Source organism: Mucilaginibacter pedocola, assembly GCF_002013915.1.
GTDB lineage: Bacteria > Bacteroidota > Bacteroidia > Sphingobacteriales > Sphingobacteriaceae > Mucilaginibacter > Mucilaginibacter pedocola.
Map to the genome: position 1 here is coordinate 344,500 of NZ_MBTF01000036.1, position 24,469 is coordinate 368,968.

The 24,469-nt window shown below is 46.8% G+C and carries 20 protein-coding genes; 11 read left to right on the top strand and 9 right to left on the bottom strand.

The features are described 5' to 3' along the window. Positions 1 to 2: 2 nt before the first annotated feature. Entirely contained in the window at positions 3 to 254 is a 252-nt protein-coding gene (locus BC343_RS26160; protein WP_078350765.1) for a hypothetical protein, read from the bottom strand. A gap of 331 nt (positions 255 to 585) precedes the next feature. Between BC343_RS26160 and BC343_RS26165 the strand changes: the two genes are divergently transcribed. The 6 genes from BC343_RS26165 to BC343_RS26190 all read left to right on the top strand — a co-directional run bounded on the left by BC343_RS26165 (position 586) and on the right by BC343_RS26190 (position 6,029). Then, on the top strand, positions 586 to 1,464 hold the full coding sequence (locus BC343_RS26165) for a cell division protein FtsX (protein ID WP_078350766.1): 879 nt from the start codon (positions 586 to 588) through the stop codon (positions 1,462 to 1,464). Between the two features lie 81 nt (positions 1,465 to 1,545). Further along, complete coding sequence (locus tag BC343_RS26170) at positions 1,546 to 1,821, top strand: DUF3098 domain-containing protein (RefSeq protein ID WP_078350767.1); 276 nt, start codon at positions 1,546 to 1,548, stop codon at positions 1,819 to 1,821. Beyond that, a complete protein-coding gene (locus tag BC343_RS26175; RefSeq protein WP_078350768.1) occupies positions 1,818 to 2,612 on the top strand; it encodes an undecaprenyl-diphosphate phosphatase in 795 nt (264 codons plus the stop codon). Before BC343_RS26170 ends, BC343_RS26175 begins: the two co-directional genes overlap by 4 nt. 231 nt (positions 2,613 to 2,843) lie before the next feature. Next, positions 2,844 to 3,584: a tRNA pseudouridine(55) synthase TruB gene (gene truB / locus BC343_RS26180; protein WP_078350769.1), complete on the top strand. Its 741-nt coding sequence runs from the start codon at positions 2,844 to 2,846 to the stop codon at positions 3,582 to 3,584. 62 nt (positions 3,585 to 3,646) lie between these two features. After that, positions 3,647 to 4,597, top strand: coding sequence for a bifunctional riboflavin kinase/FAD synthetase (locus tag BC343_RS26185; RefSeq protein WP_078350770.1), 951 nt, complete (start codon positions 3,647 to 3,649; stop codon positions 4,595 to 4,597). Positions 4,598 to 4,958: 361 nt separating this feature from the next. Next, positions 4,959 to 6,029: a DUF2157 domain-containing protein gene (locus tag BC343_RS26190; protein ID WP_078350771.1), complete on the top strand. Its 1,071-nt coding sequence runs from the start codon at positions 4,959 to 4,961 to the stop codon at positions 6,027 to 6,029. Positions 6,030 to 6,095: 66 nt separating this feature from the next. On the opposite strand, the gene BC343_RS26195 is transcribed toward BC343_RS26190, so the two are convergent. Beyond that, complete coding sequence (locus BC343_RS26195) at positions 6,096 to 6,719, bottom strand: LysE family translocator (RefSeq protein ID WP_078350772.1); 624 nt, start codon at positions 6,717 to 6,719, stop codon at positions 6,096 to 6,098. A gap of 293 nt (positions 6,720 to 7,012) precedes the next feature. On the opposite strand from BC343_RS26195, the gene BC343_RS26200 reads away from it, so the two are divergent. Continuing rightward, positions 7,013 to 7,939, top strand: a complete 927-nt coding sequence (locus tag BC343_RS26200) for a cobalamin-binding protein (protein ID WP_078350774.1) — start codon at positions 7,013 to 7,015, stop codon at positions 7,937 to 7,939. 80 nt (positions 7,940 to 8,019) lie between these two features. Beyond that, entirely contained in the window at positions 8,020 to 10,578 is a 2,559-nt protein-coding gene (locus BC343_RS26205) for a family 20 glycosylhydrolase (protein WP_238381873.1), read from the top strand. Between the two features lie 187 nt (positions 10,579 to 10,765). On the opposite strand, the gene lepB is transcribed toward BC343_RS26205, so the two are convergent. The 5 genes from lepB to BC343_RS26230 form a co-directional block, all read right to left on the bottom strand. Further along, on the bottom strand, positions 10,766 to 12,166 hold the full coding sequence (gene lepB / locus BC343_RS26210; RefSeq protein WP_238381874.1) for a signal peptidase I: 1,401 nt from the start codon (positions 12,164 to 12,166) through the stop codon (positions 10,766 to 10,768). Positions 12,167 to 12,237: 71 nt separating this feature from the next. Then, the gene (gene dapB / locus BC343_RS26215; RefSeq protein WP_078350777.1) at positions 12,238 to 12,981 is read right to left on the bottom strand and encodes a 4-hydroxy-tetrahydrodipicolinate reductase; all 744 of its coding nucleotides are present in this window, start codon (positions 12,979 to 12,981) and stop codon (positions 12,238 to 12,240) included. Between the two features lie 22 nt (positions 12,982 to 13,003). After that, on the bottom strand, positions 13,004 to 13,702 hold the full coding sequence (locus BC343_RS26220) for a DUF5683 domain-containing protein (RefSeq protein WP_078350778.1): 699 nt from the start codon (positions 13,700 to 13,702) through the stop codon (positions 13,004 to 13,006). A gap of 3 nt (positions 13,703 to 13,705) precedes the next feature. After that, positions 13,706 to 14,620: a ParB/RepB/Spo0J family partition protein gene (locus tag BC343_RS26225; protein WP_078350779.1), complete on the bottom strand. Its 915-nt coding sequence runs from the start codon at positions 14,618 to 14,620 to the stop codon at positions 13,706 to 13,708. 5 nt (positions 14,621 to 14,625) lie between these two features. Further along, positions 14,626 to 15,429: a ParA family protein gene (locus BC343_RS26230; RefSeq protein WP_078350780.1), complete on the bottom strand. Its 804-nt coding sequence runs from the start codon at positions 15,427 to 15,429 to the stop codon at positions 14,626 to 14,628. A gap of 245 nt (positions 15,430 to 15,674) precedes the next feature. Between BC343_RS26230 and BC343_RS26235 the strand changes: the two genes are divergently transcribed. After that, the gene (locus tag BC343_RS26235; protein WP_078350781.1) at positions 15,675 to 16,196 is read left to right on the top strand and encodes an NADPH-dependent FMN reductase; all 522 of its coding nucleotides are present in this window, start codon (positions 15,675 to 15,677) and stop codon (positions 16,194 to 16,196) included. Between the two features lie 9 nt (positions 16,197 to 16,205). Here the strand turns inward: BC343_RS26235 and BC343_RS26240 are convergent, their stop codons facing one another. Together BC343_RS26240 and BC343_RS26245 are read right to left on the bottom strand one after the other, a co-directional pair. Beyond that, positions 16,206 to 18,104: a gliding motility-associated C-terminal domain-containing protein gene (locus tag BC343_RS26240; RefSeq protein ID WP_078350782.1), complete on the bottom strand. Its 1,899-nt coding sequence runs from the start codon at positions 18,102 to 18,104 to the stop codon at positions 16,206 to 16,208. A 503-nt stretch (positions 18,105 to 18,607) separates the two neighbouring features. After that, positions 18,608 to 20,569: a gliding motility-associated C-terminal domain-containing protein gene (locus BC343_RS26245; RefSeq protein ID WP_078350783.1), complete on the bottom strand. Its 1,962-nt coding sequence runs from the start codon at positions 20,567 to 20,569 to the stop codon at positions 18,608 to 18,610. A gap of 151 nt (positions 20,570 to 20,720) precedes the next feature. Between BC343_RS26245 and BC343_RS26250 the strand changes: the two genes are divergently transcribed. Next, complete coding sequence (locus BC343_RS26250; protein WP_078350784.1) at positions 20,721 to 22,040, top strand: PQQ-dependent sugar dehydrogenase; 1,320 nt, start codon at positions 20,721 to 20,723, stop codon at positions 22,038 to 22,040. A 233-nt stretch (positions 22,041 to 22,273) separates the two neighbouring features. After that, on the top strand, positions 22,274 to 24,343 hold the full coding sequence (locus tag BC343_RS26255; RefSeq protein ID WP_078350785.1) for a TonB-dependent receptor: 2,070 nt from the start codon (positions 22,274 to 22,276) through the stop codon (positions 24,341 to 24,343). Positions 24,344 to 24,469 lie beyond the last annotated feature (126 nt).

Consider the following 24,469-nt stretch of genomic DNA (forward strand, 5'->3'; position numbering starts at 1 on the left):
GCTTATTTGGATTCCAGTCGGCGTGCACCATCGTCAGATGCATCGGGCTGGTTCTCCTTCGGCGCATCCTTAACAGGTGTTACCGGTTGCTCTTCCTTCTCGTGCTTTTTAGCGATGTCCTTTTGCGCGGGTTCGTCGGCATGGTATTGCTTGTCGCTGTTTTTTACAACGCTTTCGTGCCCCTCGTCTGCAGGCCTTTCGGTAGGTGTATCTGACGGGGATGGTTTATCGTGGTTGTTTGCTGGTGTTGTCATACACGATTAACAGGTGTGGTCTTTATTTGTTGACCGGAATTTTAACAGGATTTAGCGATTGAAAGATTAGTCAGGATTTTCAGCTATGACACCTTAAAAAGTGTAAGCGTTTTTCAGGACGTGACACTTGACAAACAAAAAAATCCTGACTAATCATTTAATCCCTTAATCCTGTTCCTTTTCTTTCCATCCGCTCATCGTGTAGTTAATTATTGTTAATTATCCAGCATAAACTTTTACCTTTAAAGCAGGTTTGCTATTTTCGCAAACAATAGGGTTTAATGTGTTGCGTTGAGGTTATCTCATGTCTCACATCTCATATCTAAAACGCATGGAAGAATTTGAATCAAGCGCATCGGCACGTAAAACCAAAACGATATACATTTCTACCGTGTTTGGTATTGCCATGGTTTTGTTGATGATAGGGTTACTGGGCCTGATATTGGTGAAAGCCAACAAGCTATCGCGCTATGTGAAGGAAAATATAGTACTCAATATATTTATGGACGATGCCGCGCACGAAACCGATGTGCTGCAGTTTCAGAAACAACTGGATGGTAACGTAATGGTTAAACAAACCCAGTATGTGAGTAAAGAACTGGCTGCCCGTAACCTGCAGAAAGATTTGGGCGAAGACTTTGTGAAGTTTTTGGGTTACAACCCGCTATCGCAATCGCTTGATGTTTACCTGAAGGCCGATTACGCCAACAACGCCGGCATAGAAAAATTCAAAGCCGAGCTAATGAAGAACCCGTTGGTGAAAGAGGTAAAATACCAGCAAAGCCTGGTTGACCAAATGAACCAAAACCTTACCAATATTATACTGGTGATACTGGCCTTTGCCGGCATATTTGTGGTACTATCAGTAGCGCTTATTAATAACACTATCAGGCTGGCCATTTACTCGCAAAGGTTCCTAATCAAATCAATGCAGTTGGTTGGCGCAACAAAAGGCTTTATCCGCAAGCCGTTTTTGCTTTATGGCATTTGGCACGGGTTGTTAGGTGGGCTTATTGCCATTGTTATACTGATAGGCACGTTGTACATCGCCTACCAGCAAATCCCCGACCTGGTCATTCTGCGCGATTACACCGAGTTCGGTGTAGTTTTCCTGGGAATTATTGGTATAGGCATGTTTATGTCGGCCGTGAGTACTTACCTGGCGGTAAACAAATTCCTGCGCTTAAAAATATACGACCTTTACAGGTAATTTATTCATTAGTTCATTGGTGTTGAGGTGGCTATCGCTTATTCACCGGATAATTCATTAAAAAATCACTCAATAAGATACATGGCACAGCAACCAGCAAAACCGGCAGCACCGGTTAAAACAACGGCAAGCCCGCAATCGCTGAAAACCACCAGCCCGGCGCAATTTGTGTTCGGTAAAGAAAATTATCGTTGGCTTATCATCAGCATTGCTGTGGTTGCTTTCGGTTTTATACTAATGAGCGGCACTACCGACATTTACAGCAATACCAAAATTGTAATAGCGCCGATAGTGGTATTGGCAGGCTTCGGTTTAGGCTTCTACGCGATACTTAAAAAACCTGCCGAAAAAGCATGAGCTTAATACAGGTAATTATCCTTGCGGTAATTGAGGGCATCACCGAGTTTTTGCCCATCTCATCAACCGGCCACATGATCATTGCTTCATCTGTAATGGGTATCCAAAGCAATGATTTTGTAAAGCTTTTTACCGTTGCCATTCAGTTAGGCGCTATCCTTTCGGTAGTAGTGCTTTACTGGAAACGCTTCTTCCAAACGCTCGATTTTTATTTTAAACTCGTTGTAGCCTTTATTCCGGCCGCTGTATTTGGCTTGCTGTTCAGCAAAAAGATAGATGAGTTGATGGAAAGCGCACTTACCGTGGGTATCACGCTGTTCATTGGTGGTATCATCCTGTTGTTTGTAGATAAAGTATTTAACCAGGAGAATGTTAAGGAGGAGAAGAACGTAGATTACCTTACTGCTTTAAAGATCGGCTTTTTCCAGTGTATCGCCATGATACCCGGCGTTTCGCGTTCGGCCGCTACTATAGTGGGTGGTATGTCGCAAAAGTTAAGCCGCAAGGCAGCCGCCGAGTTCTCTTTCTTTTTGGCCGTGCCAACCATGTTTGCCGCAACCGCAAAAAAACTGCTCGATTTTATAAAAGAGGGGCATGTTTTCACAGGCGAAGAAATAAAAATGTTAGCCATTGGTAACGTGGTAGCGTTTATAGTTGCGCTGTTGGCCATTAAAACATTCATCACCTTTTTAGAGAAACGCGGTTTCCAACTGTTTGGCTGGTACCGTATTTTGGTAGGCGGGGTTATCATTATCCTGTTCCTGACCGGGCATAATCTGGAGATTATTTAAGGGTATTCTTAAAAAGAAAATAGAATAGCGATGTTTCGAGAAGGGGCATCGCTTTTTTGTTGTTTGCGGTTGTTTGTATGAACTCGAATTTTATCTGCACCGATTCCACCGATGGTTTTTGATTTCACCGACTTGTCTGAACTGCATTCTGTTTATTCTATAAATTCGTTGAATTCGAGTTCAGAAAAATTCGCCCATAAAAACCTTACCTTTGCCGCTTAATTTTTTGTTTTGAGCGCTACTATATTCACTAACATACAACAATTTGCCGATGGCCAGCTATTACTGGTAAACAAGCCCTACAAATGGACAAGTTTCGACGTAGTGGGCAAAATTCGCAATGCCTTTAAACCACTAAAGTTGAAGGTAGGCCACGCCGGTACTTTGGACCCTCTGGCCACCGGACTGCTCATCATCTGCACCGGTAAAATGACCAAGCAGATAGATTCCTTCCAGGCCGAAGAAAAAGAATATACCGGTACTATGGTATTAGGTTCGGTAACGCCCACTTATGATTTGGAAAGCGAGCCGGAAGCTAAATTTGAGTTTAGTCACCTTACCGAAGAACAGATAAAAGAGAACTGCAAAAAGTTTATGGGCGATATACAACAGTACCCGCCCGCTCACTCGGCCATAAAAATAGATGGCGAACGCCTGTACGAAAAAGCCCGCCGCGGTGAGGAGGTAGAGTTGCGCCTGCGTAACGTTACCATCACCGAGTTTGAGATAACCCGTATCGAGTTACCAGAAGTTGATTTTAGGGTGGTGTGCAGCAAGGGCACCTACATTCGCTCACTGGCTAACGATTTTGGTGCCGCGCTTAACAATGGTGCCTACCTTTCGCGCCTGCGCCGTACCCGCAGCGGTAACTACCGTATAGATGATGCGCACGAGGTGATGGAGTTGGTGAATACTATTAGAGATTTGAAGTCGGCAGGGGCAGCCGGAGATGCATCAATAATTGGCCATTAATTGCAATGCCAATAAAAAGCTTTCCCTTTTTGTTTTCTACGTTTACCTTTGCGTAATACACTATGAAGATATATCATCATATAGATGAATTTACCCCCGTTAAAAATGCCGTTGTTACCATCGGTACTTTTGATGGCGTACATATAGGGCACCGTAAGATCATATCGCGCCTTAAAGAACTGGCGGCGGCGCAGGATGCCGAAACGGTTATCCTTACCTTTTTTCCGCATCCACGGATGATACTGCACCCCGAGGACGAGAACATTAAACTCATCACCACCATAAACGAAAAGGCCGAGCTGTTGGAGCAATTGGGTATCGACCACCTGATAATTACGCCTTTCTCTCGCGATTTTAGTAACCAAACGGCAGAAGAATACATCCGCGAAGTGCTGGTGAAAAAGATAGGAACCAAAACCATTGTGATAGGCTACGACCACCGCTTTGGTAAAGACCGAAAAGGCGGTCTGCAGGATCTACTGCGCCTGGCCCCCGAATATGGTTTTGAAGTATTGGAAATACCCGAGCAGGACATTAACGATGTAGCCATCAGCAGCACCCGCATACGCACCGCTCTGCTGGATGGAGAAGTAGAAACCGCTAACGAATGCCTGGGTTATCCCTTCTTCATTACCGGCAAAGTTATCCGCGGCGACCAATTGGGCCGCCAGCTTGGTTATCCCACGGCTAACCTGATGGTAGAAGAACGCTACAAACTGATACCCGACGATGGCATATACGCCGTAAAAGTAAAGGTAGAGGGCGTCAATTATAGAGGCATGGCCTACATTGGTCACCGCCCTACGGTTAACGGCATGACGCGCAATATCGAAGTAAATATCTTCGATTTCAGCGGCGACATATACAACAAGCAACTCCGCATGGAATTTCTGCACTTTGTACGAGAGGATATCCGCTTTTCGTCGTTAGACGAACTGGTGGTGCAGTTAGGCAAAGACAAAGAAAGCGTGCAAGCTCTATTGGTGATGGATGGGCCGCAGTTTAATACATAATAAACACGAATTCCACCAATTAAGGCGAATTGCACAGAAGCACAATTATCACGGTGTACGCCTTCGACATGTAGCATTCGTGCAATTCGAATCAATTTGAGAAATTAGTGTTATTTAAACTCATTAACCAATTTGCAAGGCTCTCTGCGAACCTCTGCGTAACCTCTGTGTTCTCTGCGGTTAAATAGCCCGCGATGTTTCGTGCAATTCGAATCAATTCGAGAAATTAGTGTTATTTAAACTCATTAGCCAATTTGCAAGGCTCTCTGCGAACCTCCGCGTAACCTCTGTGTTCTCTGTGGTTAAATAGCCCGTTGCGAAATTTATGTTAATTAAAAATTAAATCGCATATTCGTATTCTATGACCAAACTAAACCTCGACCGGCAAGAAAGCGAATTTTTAAACGATACCATATCCCATTGGGAAAAGAATAACCTTATTGACGCAACCCAGGCCGAAAAACTCCGCAACTCTTTCGAAGTAAAAGGTTTTGACTGGATGCGCTTAGCCAAGTATTCTTTTTGGGTGGCGCTAATATGCGGGGTAGTGGCTGCCGGTTCGCTCATAGTGGATGATGCCGTAATCAACTGGATGAAGCAACTGTACGATACTCCCGATATCGTGATCAGTATCCTTTCTGCCGCCGCTGCCGTTGGCTTATTCTACTTGGGGCGCAGGCGCGAAAGACTTTATCCCGAACAGGTTTTCAGTAACGAAGCTGTAATATTTACCGGCGTGCTCTCTACGGCTTGCTGCATAGCCTACCTGGGCAAAACTTTCGATAATGGCTCGGGGCATTACTCCCTGCTATTTTTGGTGTCGGTATTTGTTTATGGCTTTTTGGCCTGGCGGATGGGTTCGCGACTGATATGGTTATTCGCACTTGTATCGCTGGGTAGTTGGTTCGGTACCGAAACTGGGTATCAAACCAATTGGGCACTTTACTTTTTGGGCATGAACTACCCGCTGCGTTTTGTGTTGTTCGGCTTGCTTGCAGTAGCAGCCTGCCATATCCTGAAAGGGAAAAAATGGTTCGCTTTCTTTTGGGAGATCACCTATGTGGTAGGGATGTTGTACCTGTTCATGTCGCTTTGGCTGCTCAGTATATTCGGCAATTACGGTAGCCTCGATATATGGTGGACCATTAAACAGATCAGCCTGTTTTACTGGGGTATTATATCGGCAGTAGTTGCCGGGGCGTTCCTGCTTTATGGCTTAAAAACTAAAGATGTAATAGCCCGCGAGTTCGGTATCACTTTCCTCATCATATTCCTCTACACCAAATACTTCGAATACTTTTGGGAGGGCACTAACAAAACGCTGTTCTTCTCGATACTGGCATTGTCGTTTTGGTTGATAGGAAGAAAAGCGGAGAAGATTTGGAATATAAGTACGAAGCCGGGTGCAAGCCCGAGCCCCCCAGCCCCCTGAAGGGGAGTAGAAGTTATTACACCCCAAATAAAAAGTTCCCCCTTCAGGGGGTTAGGGGGCTGGCGCTTAATGCTTAAACCACGCCAAATATATCTGCTTAAAAATATGGTAAAGGGCAAAGCCGAAGAACAATATGGCAATGGCCGTATCTATAACTCGGGTGCTAAAGGCAAACCTCTTTTGAAGAAACTTAGCAAATTGTGCGTATAAGAATAAGGCTAAAAATGCGCCTGCTGCCGAGCCCACGCTGAAGAAAACCAGGTCTAGTGGTTTGTCGTCTATCCATTCGTGGGTGATGAGGTAAGTGCCGGTTACCATCCAGAAAGGGATTTGCATCGGGTTTAAAAAACCCAGCAGTATGCCGTATTTGATGCTGGCGTGTTCGCTGTAGGTAGTTTTTGGTGGCTTGTTACGGTTGCGCCAGGTAATAATAGCAAGGGTACTAAACAGCACCACCATCACCCAATCGATAGCGGTATCCAACTTTACCTGTTCTGATAACCATTTGGCCCCAAGCATCACCATGAAGGTGAAGAAAAACTCCACGCACGAAAACGCTATAATAAACTGCATGGCCTGTTTAAAGCCCCGGTTTATAGTAATCTGAACGAGCGTTAGGTTTATATTTCCCGGTGGAATATACCCTATAAAGTTGGCTATCACCCCGGCAAGTAAGGTCAGGAATATCATCGGGGGCAAAGATAATATATAATCATTCTAATTTGTTAGTTATGTAATGGGCTATTTGAGTTAACACGAATGATCACGTATTAGATCGAATTACACGAATTGAAAAAAGCTTCCCTTTTCGTCTTTGCGTGAGATTCGACTCTCCTAAAAAAACTCTTGCCAAACTGCAAATCTCTCTGTGCATCTCCGCGCAACCTCTGCGTTCTCTGTGGTTAAATAAAGCCTAACACAATTATTCGCATATTTGCATCTTTAATGTTGCAAACTGCCAACTGAAAACTGCACACTGACACATGCCCGCTCCTAAAGTAATATCCCTGCTGCCCTCCGCTACCGAAATTGTTTGTGCCTTAGGCCTCGAGGCTAACCTGGTTGGCCGCTCGCATGAGTGCGACTACCCCGAAACCGTGCAACAGCTACCCGTTTGCAGCGAAGCAAATATTCCGGACGGCTTAAGCAGTGCGGCTATTGATGCAAGAGTTAAAGAGATATTGGCAGATGCTCTGTCCGTTTACACCGTAAAACGTGAGCAGATCAAAGAATTACAGCCCGATGTGGTAATCACGCAGGCACAATGCGAGGCATGCGCTGTGTCGTTACAGGATGTTGAGCAGGTATTAGAAAATTACTTGGATAAGCCCGCCCATATCATTTCCCTGCAACCCAACAGCCTCGATGATATTTTAAAAGATATTGCCACCGTTGCCGAAGCGCTGGGCGTAACCGCTGACGGCGAACAATTGATAGAAGATCTGCAGGAACGCGTAGATATTATTCGCCATAAGCTAAAGTTTATGGAAAACAAACCCACCGTTGCCTGTATAGAGTGGCTTGAGCCGATGATGATATCGGGCAATTGGGTGCCCGAGCTGGTTACACTTGCAGGCGGCACACCAATACTTGCCCGCGCAGGCGAGCATTCGCCCTATGTAAACTGGGAAGATATACAGAATCAGGACCCAGATGTGGTCGTTTTAATGCCTTGCGGATTTTCGATAGAGCGCACTATGCGCGAAATAAACCTGCTGCTTGATAAACCCGGCTTCGCCGACTTGAAAGCGGTAAAGAATAACCGCATTTACATTGCCGATGGCAACAACTACTTTAACCGCCCCGGTCCGCGCATTGTAGATTCGCTGGAAATGCTGGCAGAGATGATACATCCCAAACAATTCATCTTTGGCAACGAGGGGCAGGGCTGGATAAAATTCGTACTTTAAAAAATATTTTAAAAAGTATAGCCAACATCGTAAACCGATAATTTAATTATATTTACGGTTCTCAAACCTAAAATTTAATTATGATGCGTCGTTTTATTGTACTGCTGCTTGTCGCCGCCGTCAACGTCAAAGCTTTTGCTGCTAATGCTGATGAGCCAAAGTTTAACCCCAAAAACCTGGTGATAACCTGGGAGGTTGTTGATAACAACTATCAAAACAAAGGCGAAGCGCTCACGGCCATCACCATTACCAATAAAGGCAAAACATCGCTGCCTGCTTCGGGCTGGAAATTCTACTTCAACTCTTCGCGCAATTTTGTGGCCAATGCGGTTAGCGGTAATGCCCGTATAGAACCCATCAACGGCGACTTATACAGCATTACACCCAACGCCGAATTTAAAGCCATAAAACCCGGAAAAAGCGGTAGGATAGATTACATCTGCGAATCGCCGGTGGTAAACTTTACCGATGCCATTGAAGGCCCTTACCTGGTTTGGGATAGCGAACCTAACAAAGGATACGCCATTGGCGATTTTGTGGTTAAACCCTTCAACCCAACTTACCTGGGCTTAATTACGCCCGAGATCATCTACAACCAAAACAAGATCATTCAGGATATTCCCGCTGCCTCGCTGCAAAAGATCATCCCAACACCTGCAAGCTACAAAGAGAATAGCGGAAGCTTTACCATCACCAACAGCATTGCTATAGAAAGCGACCCGTTATTCGAGGGCGAGAAACGGTACTTTATTACCGGTATAGAAAAGCTATTGGGCAGCAAACTGAAGCCATCTGCATCAGGCAAAAAAGTGATCTTTAAAAAAGATGCAAGCCTCGGTGCCGAAGCTTACCAGTTAAGCATTACGCCCGATGCCATCACCATAACCGCCGCTACGCCTGCCGGTTTGTTCTACGGTATTCAATCTTTCAAAACCACATTATCTGCCGAGCCATGGGCAAAACCGCAGTCATCTATCACAGTGCCATGTCTCGAGGTTGCCGACGAGCCGCGTTTTCCGTACCGTGCCGTAATGCTTGATGTTGCCCGTAACTTCCAAACCAAAGAGCAGGTGCTGAAGCTGATAAACCTGATGGCGGTTTACAAACTCAATGTGCTGCACTTCCACCTTACTAACGATGAAGGCTGGCGTATTGAATTACCATCGCTGCCCGAATTAACTGCCGTAGGCTCTAAACGCGGCCACACGCTGGATAGCAAAAACTATCTCCCGGCCTCGCATGGTTCTGGTCCCGACTTTAGCAATACTGCCGGCACCGGTTACTACACCAAAGCCGACTACATAGAGATACTGAAATACGCCAACGAGCGCCACGTAATGGTATTGCCCGAGATAGAATCGCCCGGCCACGCACGTGCTTCTATTAAAGCGATGGATAACCGTTATACACGACTGATGGCCGCAGGCGATAAAGCCGGTGCCGAGCGTTATTTGCTGCGCGATGTGAACGATAAATCGGAATACCGCTCGGTGCAGTATTGGAACGATAACGTGATAGATGTGGCCATGCCATCTACCTATAACTACTTCGAAACGGTTATAAATGATCTGGTGAACATCTATAAGGAAGCAAGCGCGCCGCTGCCTGCCATCCACTTTGGTGGCGATGAGGTGCCGCCGCACGTATGGGAAAAATCGCCTTCTTATCTGGCTCTGAAGGATAAGAACCCCGAAATAAAAAACACCGGCGACCTGTGGTATTACTTTTATGGCAAATTGAACGCCATGCTGAAAAAACGTAACATCACCATGTCGGGCTGGGAAGAGATGGCCTTGCGTAAGACTACCGTAGATGGCCAGAACACCTATGTACCTAACCCGCAATTTGTGAACGAGGGCATGCAGGTAGATGTTTGGAACAATGTACTGGGCGATGGGCAGGAAGATCTGGCCTACAAATTGGCCAATGGCGGCTACAAGGTAGTACTTACATGCGTTACCAACCTATACTTCGATATGGCCAACTACAAATCCTTCGATGAGCCGGGCTACTATTGGGGGGCGTTTTTAGGGATAGATAAATTCTACTCTTTTATTCCTTTCGATTACTTTAAAAATGCCGACGTTGATAAAAACGGGCAACCCATCAACCGCAATATCTTCACCGGCAAGCAGCGCCTAACCGACTACGGTAAGCAAAACATTATAGGCCTGCAAGGCGCCCTATGGACCGAAACCGTTAAAACCGCCGACCGTATGGATTATATGGTATTCCCGAAACTGATAGGTTTGGCAGAGCGCGCCTGGGCCAAAGACCCCGCCTGGACAATGGAGAAAGATACCACCAAAGCCCGCGCCATGTACAACGCGGAGTGGAGCAAATTCATGAACATATTAGGCAAGCGCGAACTGCCCCGCCTGAACTATTACCAGGGCGGTTACAGCTTCAGGATACCGAAACCGGGTGTGGTATTGCAGGATGGCAAATACCTAAGCAATATACAATACCCCGGCTTAACCATTCGCTACACTACCGATGGCACCGAACCAACCGCCAGCAGTAAAGTGTACGATGGCCCGGTAGATGCCACTGGTACCGTAAAATTCCGCGCATTTGATACCAAAGGCAGGGGAGGGAACGTAGCCGAAGGCTCGGAAAATAATAAACCGGGGATATAGGTTTAGTTTGTAAATATCATTATAAACAAGTAATCGGCATTGCGTTTTCGCCATGCCGATTTTGTTTGGTGCCCCAAGGAAATCGCTTTTAAAGCATACGCGGCAATTTGGCTAATGCCTTTGCAATCCCAAAACATGTCGATTAAACAAAACAGGCCACTCTTTCGAGCGGCCTGTTTTAAAATTCTTAGTTGATGCCTCTGAATAACCTGCTCCAGCGTATTTTGCTGAAGAAGCCGGCATTATCGTCCCAGCTCATCCAGATGAACAAGGCTTTGCCCACAATGTGGTCTTCAGGAACAAAGCCCCAGTAGCGCGAATCGGCGGAATCGTGGCGGTTATCGCCCATCATCCAGTAGTAATTCATTTTAAAGGTATAACTGGTAGCTTTTTGCCCGTTTATTTTTACTTCGCCGTTGGCTATTTCCAGTTTGTTGCCTTCGTACACTTCAATAGCGCGACCGTAAACTGGTAGGGTTAAGCTATCCAATTTTACCGTCCAGCCTTTTTTAGGGACAATGATAGGGCCAAAGTTATCTACGTTCCAGTTAAAGTCTTTATCTGTAGCCTTCAGCTTATATTGAGGCGTGCCATTAGGGAAGATGGACGGATCGCCAACACCCAGCTTGGCAATGTTAGGCGCGATAGATTTGATATTGGAAAAACCTTTAATTTTCGCGGCCGAGGCTTTGGTCATGGTAGGGCTGAGGGTGTTATCATACTGGGTAACCTCCAGTTCCTGCAGCACATCGGGGTTTAGCGGCGTGCCGTTATCTAAAACGGTATAATCTATCTGCGAGCCGGGCGGGTTTGGCATAGGCTTGCCATCTACATAAACCTGGGCTTGTAGTAAGGCAATGGTATCGCCGGGTGCGCCCTGGCAGCGTTTAATATAGTTCTCGCGTTTATCTACAGGTCGATTTAACGGGGTGTCGGCTTCCATAGGGTAGTTAAATACCACTACATCGCCTTTCTTCACATCGCTCAAACCGGGCAGGCGGTAGTAGGGCAGTTTTATGCCATCCCAATACGCTTTAGTGCCAATGAGGGGCATGGTATGGTGCGCAAAAGGGAACGATACCGGCGTAATAGGCATACGTGCACCATAATTAACTTTACTTACGAAAAGGAAATCGCCTACTAATAACGAGCGCTCCATTGATGGTGTGGGTATAGTGTAAGCCTCTATAAATAAGGTGCGGATAAGTGTAGCAGCAACTACGGCAAAGATGATGGCCTCGGTCCACTCGCGGGCAGAGGACTTGGCTAACTTCTTTTGATGCTTTGCTTTAAATTCGGGCGTTACTGATGGCCCCCAATAAGTTGTTTCCTTATCAAATCCCCATTTTGGAAAAAGAATAAACGGTATGGTTACCGAACCGAGAATTTGCCCCAGGCTTAGTTTACCATACGATTTTATAAAATCGATGGTGACCCCGAAAGCTACTAAAATATTAAGCCCCGGTACCAATAACAAAAACCACCACCATACTGGCCTGCCACTCAGCTCGATCATGGTGTAAGCATTGTAAAGCGGTATAAGGGCTTTCCAGCCCGGCACTCCGGCTTTTTCAAACAATTTCCACAAGCCTATATAAGGGACTAAAACCAGGAGAAAAACAGCAATAAAGAATCCTATGATATTCACTGCGACTTGCGTTAAAATTGAAACATATCTTCTACCGAGTAGAAGCCTTTTTTATCCTGCACCCATTCGGCAGCCAATACGGCACCAAGGGCAAAGCCGTTGCGGTTGTGGGCGGTGTGCTTAAACTCAATGCTATCCACTTCCGAGTCGTATATTACGGTGTGGGTGCCGGGTACGCTCTCTATGCGGTGGCTTTCTATCAATAATTGGTCAGCCGCTACGGCGCTATCTTCAGTAGTTGGTTCGCCAACAAGCTCGTTCACCCATTCCTTTTTGCTTTCCAGGTTATCAAGTATCCCTTCGGCAATAGTAATAGCCGTTCCGCTTGGCGAATCGAGCTTTTGGGTGTGGTGTATCTCTTCTACCTGCACCTCGTAGTACGGGTAGTTATTCATCAGCTTGGCCAGTATTTTATTTACGTGGAAAAAGATGTTTACGCCCACGCTAAAGTTGGTGCCATAAAGCAAGGTGTGATTACCGCTCTCGCAATTTTCCTTTACGGAACTAAGCATATTATGCCAGCCCGTGGTGCCTACTATTACCGGAACGCCCGCCTCAAAGCAGGTGTTTATATTATCCAATACGGTACCGGGGGTGCTAAACTCTATGGCTACATCGGCTTTTTGCAAGTTCTCTACAGTTAGCTCGTGCTGGTTGTCTCTATCTATTTTTAAAACGATCTGGTGGTTGCGGCCGAGGGCAATGGTTTCTATAATTTTGCCCATTTTGCCGTAGCCTAACAATGCTATATTCATCCGTATAAATTATTGCAGCTTATTATTTAAGCGTAAAGGTAATTTTTATACCCGGAATATACGAACCCGAAAAATTTGCGGCATAAACAGGCTGCTGATTGATGAGCCCGGGGGTAACTCTCAAGGAGAGGTCATTATCAACTGTGTACGAACTGATGAACTTGGCATCTACATAAGCATCAACGGCTTGTATGCCCCAGGCAAGCAGTATGCCCAGTATACTCAGGTCGCGGTTGCGGAGGTAACTGTCAGATGCATCGGCAAGTGCCTGGTAGCCGGCACTTTTGTACAACTCATATTCGGTTTGGTATTTTAAGTAGGAAGCGTATAGGGGTTCCCCGGGTTTAGGCTCGGTACCGGTTTTAGTGATTTTGGCAAGCGCTAAAAATTGCTGAAAATACCTTTGGTTATAAATAACGGCAGCACCCAGCAAACCTATACCGCCATAAATGATGGGTACTTTCCAGTACTTTTTGTTGTACACCTGCCCCCAGCCGGGTACAATAAGCGAACGCTTTACGGCCAGGCTGGGGATATGGGTACTATCGGGATGATAGGTTTTTTCTTTTTTGATTTTTGGCGCAAAAGAACTGCGCACAACGGTATCGCGCTTAACAACCGATGTAGTATCCTTTCGTTTCGCTAATGTATCGGTGGTTTGGGCCAGGCACACAGTAGCGAAACCTATAAAAAGTACAGTAACAAACAGTTGTTTAAGCATAATTTACCAATCCAGCATTTCGAGTATACGCCCCAGGTCGTCTTCAGAAAGGAACGGAATTTCTATACTTCCATTGCCTTGGGCGTTAACTTTTAATTTTACCCTGCTGCTGAATTTCGAGGCCAGTTCATCCTGTATCTTTTGCATCTGGAATGGCAATGCTTCGGGTTGCTTCCCTTCTTTCTTTACAGGAGCCTGTTGTATCTCCCTCACCATTTCTTCGGCACGCCTAACAGATAGCCCTTGCTTTATAATTTGCTGGTGAACAAATAATTGCGTGGTAGCATCGTCAACAGCAAGCAAAGCCTTGGCATGGCCCATAGTTATCTCGCCATCGCGCAATGATATTTGTATGGTTGGCGGCAATTTCAGCAAACGCAGGTAGTTGGTAACCGTACTGCGGTTTTTGCTTACGCGGTCGCCCAGTTCTTCCTGTTTTAGCTTCAGCTCATCTATCATCCGCTGAAAACTCAGGGCCACCTCAATGGCATTCAGGTCTTCGCGCTGAATGTTCTCTATCAGGGCCATTTCCAGCATTTGCTGGTCGTTAGCGCTGCGTATGTAGGCGGGTATTTGTGTAAGCCCGGCCAGTTTACTGGCACGCAGCCGGCGCTCGCCCGATATTAGCTGATAGCTGTGCGCATTAATGCGCCTAACGGTAATGGGCTGTATAAGGCCCTGTAGTTTTATAGAAGCGCTCAGGTCGGCAAGGGCCTGGTCGTCAAATTCGGTACGGGGCTGAAAGGGGTTTACTTCAATTTCGGCAACCTTTACTTCGCTAATGGTGCCCAGTCCAGCAGCTTCAGAAACTGCGGGGCCGCCGGTTGTAGTAGTTTTGGCACCTGTTGATGCTGCCGGCGTATCGTTCAATAGCGCGCTTAGGCCCTTACCCAGGGCGTTTCTTTTCTCTGCACTCATATAACTTACGCGGTTTGGGTATTAGCCAATTCTTCGTCCTTCACCAAACCATTTTTACGGATAATTTCGCGGGCAAGGTTAAGGTAGTTTACTGCGCCCTTGCTGTTGGCATCGTGCATAATTACCGATACGCCAAAGCTTGGTGCCTCGCTAAGGCGGGTATTACGTTGTATAATAGTTTCAAACACCATATCCTCAAAGTGGGTCTTCACTTCATCAACCACCTGGTTTGATAAGCGCAGGCGCACATCGTACATGGTTAGCAATATACCCTCTATCTGCAAGGCGGTGTTCAGGCGGGTTTGAACAATTTTAATGGTATTCAAAAGTTTACCTAAACCTTCCAATGCAAAATACTCGCATTGCACGGGGATAATCACCGAATCGGCAGCTGTTAAAGAGTTAATGGTAATTAAACCTAATGATGGCGAGCAATCGATAATGATAAAATCATAATCATCGCGCACGCTATCTAACACCGCTTTCATCTTGTATTCGCGGTTGGCAAGGTTTATCATCTCGATCTCGGCACCTACCAGGTCAATGTGGGCAGGAAGCAGGTCGAGGTTGGGGGTATCTGTTTTTTGGATAGCCTCGCGTGGGTCGATATCATTGATGATACATTCGTAAATGCTGTTTTTGATATTGCGCGGATCAAAGCCGATACCGGAGGTAGAATTGGCTTGCGGATCTGCATCAACCAGCAGGGCCTTAAAATCCAATACAGCCAAACTTGCGGCCAGGTTTATAGATGATGTAGTTTTCCCGACGCCACCTTTTTGATTGGCTAAAGCTATAATTTTACCCATTATGTATATTCAAAAATTAATTAAGCAGTTTATATGAAACGAAAAAGCCTTACGGAAATTTCTATGTTTGTAATGTTTTTCGTCAGCCATCAAAGATACGCATTAAAATAAATTAGAATTCCACAGGATTTACCAACTTACAAACAAATTAGTGGCCTAATAAATGAGTGCGTGGTCAATTTTAACTAATAGTATGCGCTTGCCCGGTTATGGCGAGGCTTATTTGTTTTTTCACTAAGTACAATATGGTTACCATTATAGCAGGCACCAATCGCCCCGGCAGTTCTACTCATAAACTCTCCCTTTATTATCAAAAAAGGCTTGCCGAAAAAGGCGTGGATGCCAGAGTATTCTCGATGGCAGAATTGCCTGCTAACCTGATAGAAACCGACCTGTATGGCAAACGCAGCGCAGCCTTCAAACCCATACAGCAGATGGTTACCGATACCGAAAAGTTCCTGTTCGTAATACCCGAATACAATGGCAGTTTCCCGGGCGTACTGAAAGTGTTTGTGGATTGCTGCGCCTTCCCGCAGAGTTTTTATGAGAAGAAAGCTGCGTTGGTGGGCCTGTCATCGGGTAAGTATGGCAACATACGCGGGGTAGACCATTTTACCGGCATATGCAATTATATGCATCTGCATGTAATGCCACTTAAGATACATATAGCCAACATCCGCAACGAAATAAACGCCGAGGGCAACCTGCACCTGCCCGATACCCTAAAGTTCACCGAAGAGCAGATAGATAAGTTTATTAAGTTTTAAAACTTAACCTTACCTCACGAGTAACACCCAACCACTTAACACAGGTGAGCCGTTTTTAAGGTCGATGACGTAGTAATAGGTGCCGGCCGGCAGCGGTTTTCCATTGTACGTTCCCTCCCAGGCTTTAGCGTAACCAACCTGGTTGAATAACTGCTGCCCGTTTTTGTTGTAAATACCTATGGTGCTTTGGGCATAGTTACCCAGCGCTTCTATATTCCAGGTATCGTTAGTGCCATCGCCATTGGGCGTAAATGTATTAGGGACAACCACTTTTTTATAAACGCGTACCGAAACATCATCGTTTGCTATAAAGCAGCTATTTGCCGCCGTTACCGTTAGGGTATACGTAATATCATAGGGCGGTGTAGCGGTTGGCGTTGGCGATGTTGGGTCGTCCAGGTAATCTGTTGGCCACCATTGGTATTTCAATATGCTCCCCTCTGCGCTCCCCTCTAACTTTACCGATTGGCCCTCAACTATTTTTTTATCGTTGCCGGCATTGGCCGTTGGCTTGTCTATTACCTTCACCATTACTTTTGCCGTGTTACTGCAGCCATTAGCGCCAACAATTGTTACCGTGTAGGTAGTAGTAATGTTGGGGCTTGCCACCGGGTTAGCCACGTTAGTGCTTGATAGCCCCACCGCCGGCGACCAGCTATAACTTACCGCGCCGGGTGCGTTGGCGGTTAATGTGGTGCTTGCGTTTTTGCATATGGTTTGTAAGGGTGATATGGTTATCACCGGCTTGGGGTTTACGGTAACATCGGCATATTGCTCGGCTTGGCAGCCCGCTGCTGATGTTACTACAACCTTATATTTACCCGCCTGTGCAACCGTTACGTTCGGTATAATTAGCGGGTTTTGGGATGTTGCCGTTACGCCGGGGCCTGTCCAGCTGTAATGGTCACCACCGGTAGCGGTAAGTGTAAGCACATCTCCCTCGCATACCGTAGCAGGTGGTATGGCCGGCACCACAGGCTTTGGCCCAACCTCCAAAGTAACCGGGTTAGAGTATACCCGGCAGTTGAGCGAGCTGATGTTGCTACTCTCGGCAATACCCTGGCGGTATTGGTAACGGCCTATACTGCTCGGCGGAAAATCTACATGTAATGTGCTGCTTGTTTCTCCCTGTATATCAACCCAGCCGCGGCCATCGTTAAAATTGCGTTGCCAACGGTAAGCGGGGTTGGTATAGCCTTCGGCAAATTTTGTAATAATAGTGTAGGTTGCGGGTTGCCCCTCGCATACATTTTCGCTGGTTATGCCTTCTGTTCCGGCAAAGCTTGCCTGCACTATCGGGCCGCATGCGCGGAAAGTGATATCATCAAGCAGAAGATCGTTGCCGCAGCCACCGGGGGCATTGTTTACCATACGCACCACTACCGAAGTAACGTTGGCGGGAGTGGTAAAAAAAATACTCTTTGGCACCCACGTCGGTGTCTCGGTTGGTTGGATATCGCCGGTTTCGTAGCGTTTTAAAACTTGGCCTGCCGGCGTTTCTATAAACAAAGTAATATTGGGCCTGCCGCTTGTGCCGTCACATACCAATGGTTTAATGAGGTTCATTATCCAGGCAGATAGTTCATAAGTGGTACTGGGGCAGAGTGCGCCTGCAGCAGTTTGTTTCTTAAAAAACTGGCCGGGGTTATTAGATGCGTTTATGACCATCATGTAACCGTTGGGGTTGCCGGTATGATCTTTTGATACATCGTGCCATAAACCATCGTAACAGCCGCGTGTACTGTTGGCAATAGTATATTCACCATCGCCGGGGCAGGTGTTGGGTACATAATTATAATTGGTGACGGATGTGGGTAACGGGCCACCAAAACCGGTGCCCGAACCAAAGTCATAATTAATAATGGGGTCGCCCAAACCTCCTTTACACTCCTGGGCATTCACTTGCATCGCGGCAAACAGCGCGACTGAAAACAACAATAATTTCAATTTAACTTGGGGGGAATAACAAGCCAATAACTCAATAAGGCGGCAAAAGTATTCTTTTTACTGTAGGGTGTACATTTATTAAAAATAAATCGGAAAACTTACTTTAATAGAAACAAATTCAATAAGTTACAGTTAATCGATTTCCCAGAATGATAATATATAGCTTATAGGAATATCTTATTGATAGCCAACGCAATAGCTTTTTTCGGTTGCTTTTAAAACCGGCAAAAAACCGACACAAGTAGGGGCGATGCGGTAGAAAAACCCAATTGCCAAACGGTAAAATTGCAGCCTTTGGCCAAGCCAAATAGATAGGTAATTACAGCAAAATGATAAGCTTGCTCACCGGCAAAATGCCTGTTGCAGCAGCATGTTTCTGTGTAAGCTTGTTTGCCGATGTATTGAAAAAAGGGGCATTTAAAATACCCTATTTGTAAGCACGATAAGAGGCCGAAACATTAGCCTTAGCGCACCAGCAATACCCAACCTTTTAGTAGCGGCGCACCATTTTTCAGGTCGATGATGTAATAATACGTGCCGGCCGGAAGTTGTTTTCCTTTGTAGGTTCCCGTCCACGGTTTGGCGTAACCAATTTGGTTAAACACCTGCTGCCCGTTTTTATTGTAAATACCAATGGTGCTGTTGGCATATGTTTCCAGCGCCTCTACGTTCCAGGTATCGTTAGTGCCGTCGGCATTTGGTGTAAAAGTGTTGGGCACAACCACTTTTTTATAAACCCGTACAAAAACATCGTCGCTTACCATGAAGCAGTTATTTACCGATGTTACCGTAAGTGTATAGGTAATATCATCGGGCGGTGTGGCCGTTGGTGTTGGCGATGTAGGGTCGTCCAAATAATCGGCTGGCGACCATCGGTATTGCAGTATTTCGCCCTCTGCACTGCCCTCAAGCTTTACCGACTGTTCTACAAATATTTTTTTATCGCTACCGGCATTTACCGTTGGCCTGTCTATAACCTTTACTTCTACTTGCGCAGTATTGCTGCAACCGTTGGTGCCCACTACGGTAACGGTGTAAGTTGTAGTAGCATCGGGGCTGGCTACGGGGTTAGCTACGTTAGGGTTTGATAAGCCTGCCGAAGGCAACCAACTATAGCTTGCTGCGCCGGGTGCGTTGGCGGTTAAGGTGGTGCTCGCACTTTTGCATATGGTTTGTGCAGGGCTAATGGTTATAACCGGTTTAGGGTTCACGGTAACATCGGCTTGCCCAATGGTTTGGCAGCCCGCAGCCGAGGTAACCGTTACAGTATACCTGCCCGCCTGTTCGGCCGTTGCATTGGGGATAATAAGCGGGTTTTGCGAGGTGGCGGTAAGCCCCGGCCCCGTCCAGCTATAAGTTACTCCGCCTGTAGCTGTTAAGGTTAATACATCGCTTTCGCAAACTGCGGTGGGTGGTATGGCAGGCACAGTAGGGTACGAGGTAACCTCCAGCGTAACGGGGTTTGAGTATACCCGACAGTTTAACGAACTGATGTTGCTACTTTCGGCAACGCCCTGGCGGTATTGGTATTGCCCAAGTTGGCTTGCCGGAAACTCTACGTGAAGCGAATTACTTGTTGCGCCGGGGATATCTACCCAGCCTGCGCCGTTGTTAAAATTGCGCTGCCACTGGTAGGCGGGGTTGGTGTAGCCCTCGCCTTGTGTGGCGGTAATATCATAGCTGGCGGGCTGCCCTTCGCATACATTTTGGCTGGTTACTGCTGCCGTACCTGCAAAGCCTGCCTGCACTACAGGGCCGCAGGCGCGGAAAGTTATATCATCCAGCAAAAGGTCGTTACCGCAGCCACCGGGGGCATTGTTTACCATACGTACTACAACTTCGCTAATGCCGGGCGGCGTGGTAAAGAAAGTCGATTTCCTAATCCACGTGGGCGAAGCGGTTGGCTGGATATTGCCGGTATTGGCATCGGCCCCAGGGTTTAGCAAGCGCCCGTCAGGTGCCTCTATCCTGAACGTTATATTAGGCTGGCTGCTTGAGCCACCACATGCCGATGGCAGGATGAGGTTCATTATCCAGGCCGCAAACTCGTAAGTGGTGTTGGGGCATAGGGCACCTATAGTTGTTTTCTGCTCAAAAAACTGGCCGGGGTTGTCGGAGGCGTTTATTACCATCATGTAGCCATTGGGGTTACCGGTATGGTCTTGCAAAACGGTATGCCAGGTACTGCTAAAGCATCCGCTGGTGCCCCGCGCAATTGTATAATTCCCATCGGTAGGGCAGCCATCGGCTACATAGTTGTAACTGGTGACTGTTGATGGCAGCCTTGCGCCGAAGCCCGTGCCCGAGCCAAAATCCTGGTTAATAACGGCATCGCCCAAACCACCCTTACATTCCTGGGCATGTGTTTGCAGCGCGGCAAATAGGGTAAATAAAAATATTAATACTTTAAGTTTAATTGAGGGCATTGGTTACGCCTTGGTAAAGCAAAGCCAAAAATAAACTTTTTAGTATACGGTGCAGGTTTATTGTTGTTTATTGGTGATATTATTTAAATAGCTGTAGGCCAAAAACAAACTTAGATAGCCACAGTTAATTTAATTACCCGATAGGATAACCATGAGGATTAAAAATACCATCATACTATTTGCCTGCGCTGCAATTGCCGCCTGCTCGCAAAACAAACAAAAACCCGATGCAAGCAAGCGCGATGAAGTAGCAACGCCTGATAGCCAAACCGTAAAATTGCCTGCACCTTTCGAAACAAAATCGGTGCGTAATTACAGTAAGGTGATTGGCTGGCCGGTAGGCAAAACGCCTGTTGCACCGGCAGGTTTTAGCGTAAGCCTTTTTGCCGATAGCCTGAAGAACCCGCGCAATGTTTACATAGCACCTAATGGCGATATATTAGTTTCGGAGGCAAACACCGAGATGAAAGGTATCAAAAAATTAGGTGCAAAAATTATCGGAGCAACAGGCTCGCAAAACCTGGGCAAAAGCGCTAACCAAATTACTTTGCTGCGCGATGCCGATGGTGACGGAAAACCCGAATTGCGCACTGTGTTTCTGGATAATTTGAACCAGCCTTATGGCCTGCTCATTATCGGCAACTCGTTTTATGTAGCCAATACCGATGGTATTTGGAAGTACGCTTACAAAACCGGGCAAACCAAAATTGAAGGGCCGGGTAAAATGATACTCTCGTTACCGGCAGGCGGCTACAATAACCACTGGACACGCAACCTGTTGGCAAACGCCGATGGCAGTAAAATTTATGTATCGGTTGGGTCGGGCACTAATATAGCCGACCACGGCAAGGAGAACGAAAGGCGCCGCGCTAATATTCTCGAAATAAACCCCGATGGCAGCGGCGAGCGCATTTACGGCAGTGGACTGCGCAATCCGGTAGGTATTGCCCTACAACCCGTCAGTAATGTATTATACACCGTAGTTAACGAACGTGATGAATTGGGCGACGACCTGGTGCCCGATTACCTCACCAGCGTAAAAGATGGCGGCTTTTACGGATGGCCATGGGCGTACTTCGGTCAGCACGAAGATCCGCGCCCCGAAGTAAAACGCCCCGACATGGTAAAGAAAACCCTGGTACCCGATTTGGCACTTGGTGCGCATACCGCATCCTTGGGTTTGGTATTTTACAATGGGGACAAATTCCCTGCGCAATACAAAGGCGGAGCTTTCATTGGTCAGCATGGCTCATGGAACCGCTCGGTTTTATCCGGCTATAAAGTGGGCTTTGTGCCATTTGTAAACAATAAGGCAGGTAATAAAATGGAAGATTTCCTGACGGGATTTATTGCGGATGCTGCCAAGCAGGAAGTTTACGGCCGCCCGGTTGGTTTGGCCGTTGCCCGCGATGGCAGCCTGCTGGTTGCCGACGATGCCAGTAACCGCATATGGCGCGTGGCAGCTAAGTAAAACTTTTGTAAATCTTACCTACAGATAGCCCTTTTGGTTTTAAAGGGCTATTTTTGTTTTACATCGTAAGGCTGTTTCTTCTTCCCCTCTTGAGAGGGGGCGGGCGGGATAGAGTGAGAGCAGGGGTGTGTTAAGCTATGCATTACCGTAGCACACCCCTCTACCCCTCTCAAGAGGGGAATCGCACAATTCCACCGCACAGAAAGGAAGCGCCATTGCGGTTAATAAACTATATGAACAAACTTTACGCTGCCGCATTCCTGCTTTCTTTATCTATAAGCACCGCTATTGCCCAAAATAAACCCAAAACAGATACCGTAAGGCAACTGCAAACTGTAACCGTAAAAGGCTACCTGAGCGAGCAACCCGTTATCAACGTACCCGCTTCGGTAAGCGTATTGGGTGCAAAACAGTTGAAGTTGCAACCCGATAACTCTTTTGTAACCGCGCTGAATACCGTGCCGGGTATCAGGGCCGAGGAGCGCTCGCCGGGGAGTTACCGTTTATCTATACGTGGCAGTTTATTGCGCTCGCCTTTCGGGGTGAGGGATGTGAAGGTTTATTTTGATGAGATACCATTAACCGATGCCGGCGGCAATACCTACCTAAATGCACTCGACATTGGCAACATTCGCCACATCGAAATTTTAAAAGGGCCCGATGGCAGCTTATTCGGCGCTAATAGTGGCGGCGTGGTTTTGCTGAACCCCGTAAGCCGATTGGATAGCAATTACCTATCAGCAGGTGTTAATGGTGGTTCGTACGGATTGTTCCATCAAAAAATATCATTGCAAAAAGCTACGGGCAATAATAGGTTCAACATCAACCAATCGTACCAAAATTACGATGGTTACCGCCAAAACAGCAGCATGCACCGCACTTACCTGCAAGCCGGCGACGCTTACCAGTACGCCCCTGCAAGCGAACTACGCGCAACCGTTTTATATTCCGACCTGGATTATCAAACACCCGGTGGTTTAAACCTCGCCCAGATGCAGGCCAACCCGCGTTCGGCAAGGCTGCCTACGGCCACGCTCCCCGGTGCTATCGATCAAAAGATACGTATCAATACCAAAATGCTTTTAGGCGGTATAACCAATGATGCCAAACTTGCCGACGGCGTACGAAATGTATTAGCCGTATTTGGCAACCATGTAGATTTTGCCAACCCCTTCATCACCAATTACGAGCAACGCGACGAGAACACCTATGGGCTGCGCACTTACTTTGAATTTGCCGGTAAAGCATCTGAAAATTATAACGGCAAACTAAATGTGGGTATGGAGTGGCAGCAAACCAATTCGCTCATCAGCAATTACGATAACAACAAAGGCGAAAAGGGAAATGTGCAGAAGATAGATAAGATAAACACCAACCAGCACTTCTTCTTCGCACGCTACGCCGCCGATATATTCAAACGCCTGCATGCCGAAGCAGCCCTTAGCCTCAACTACTATCACTATAAATTCCGCAATACCTCACCGCTGAACGAAGCCGATTTTACCGACCGCGATTTTAGTCCGCAGGTGATGCCAAGGCTGGCGCTATCATACCAAATTACTAACGACTTTATCTGGCGTGCATCCGTTAGCCGCGGCTACTCTACCCCAACTACTGCCGAGGTTAGGCCTACCAACAATATCGTAAATACCGGTTTACAGGCACAGTTCGGCTGGAATTACGAAACAGGCTTCCGCCTGCGCAATAAAGATGAAAGCATGTTGCTGGATGCATCGGTATTTTACTACCGTATTAATAACGCCATTGTACGCCAGCTAAACCCCAACGAAACCGAATACTACGTAAACGCCGGCGGAACCAAACAGCCCGGCTTCGAACTGGCTTTTACCGACTGGCTCATCCGCCAAAATAAAACGCACTTTTTGCGCGGGCTGCAATTCAATACCTCGGTAAGCGTTAGCCGTTTCAATTTCAGGGAATATAATGTATCGGGGAATAATTACACCGGTAACCGTTTAACAGGCGTACCAAGGGAAGTTGTGGTGTCATCGTTGCAGGCTGTATTCCCGCAAGGATTCTCGGCATTTGTGCAGCATAACTATACTTCGGCTATACCTCTTAACGATGCCAATACGGTTTATGCCCCTAAGTACCACCTGCTGCAGGCCAAAGCATCGTGGCAGCACCCCTTTGGTAAAACACGGCTGGAAATTTATGCCGGCGCCGATAACCTGCTGAACCAAAAGTATAGCCTCGGTAACGATCTTAATGCTGTGGGTAACCGTTACTACAACCCATCAGCACCAAGGAATTATTATGCAGGAGTTGGGGTGAGTCTTTAGTCTGAAGTTTTTAGCCTAAAGTCCGAAGTTGGGAACCACTAATAAGCCCAAGTGCAACTTCGGACTGCGGACCTCGGACTTCCGACTTAAAAGGTTAGCTTTACAAAAATCAACCAGCCCACCGCT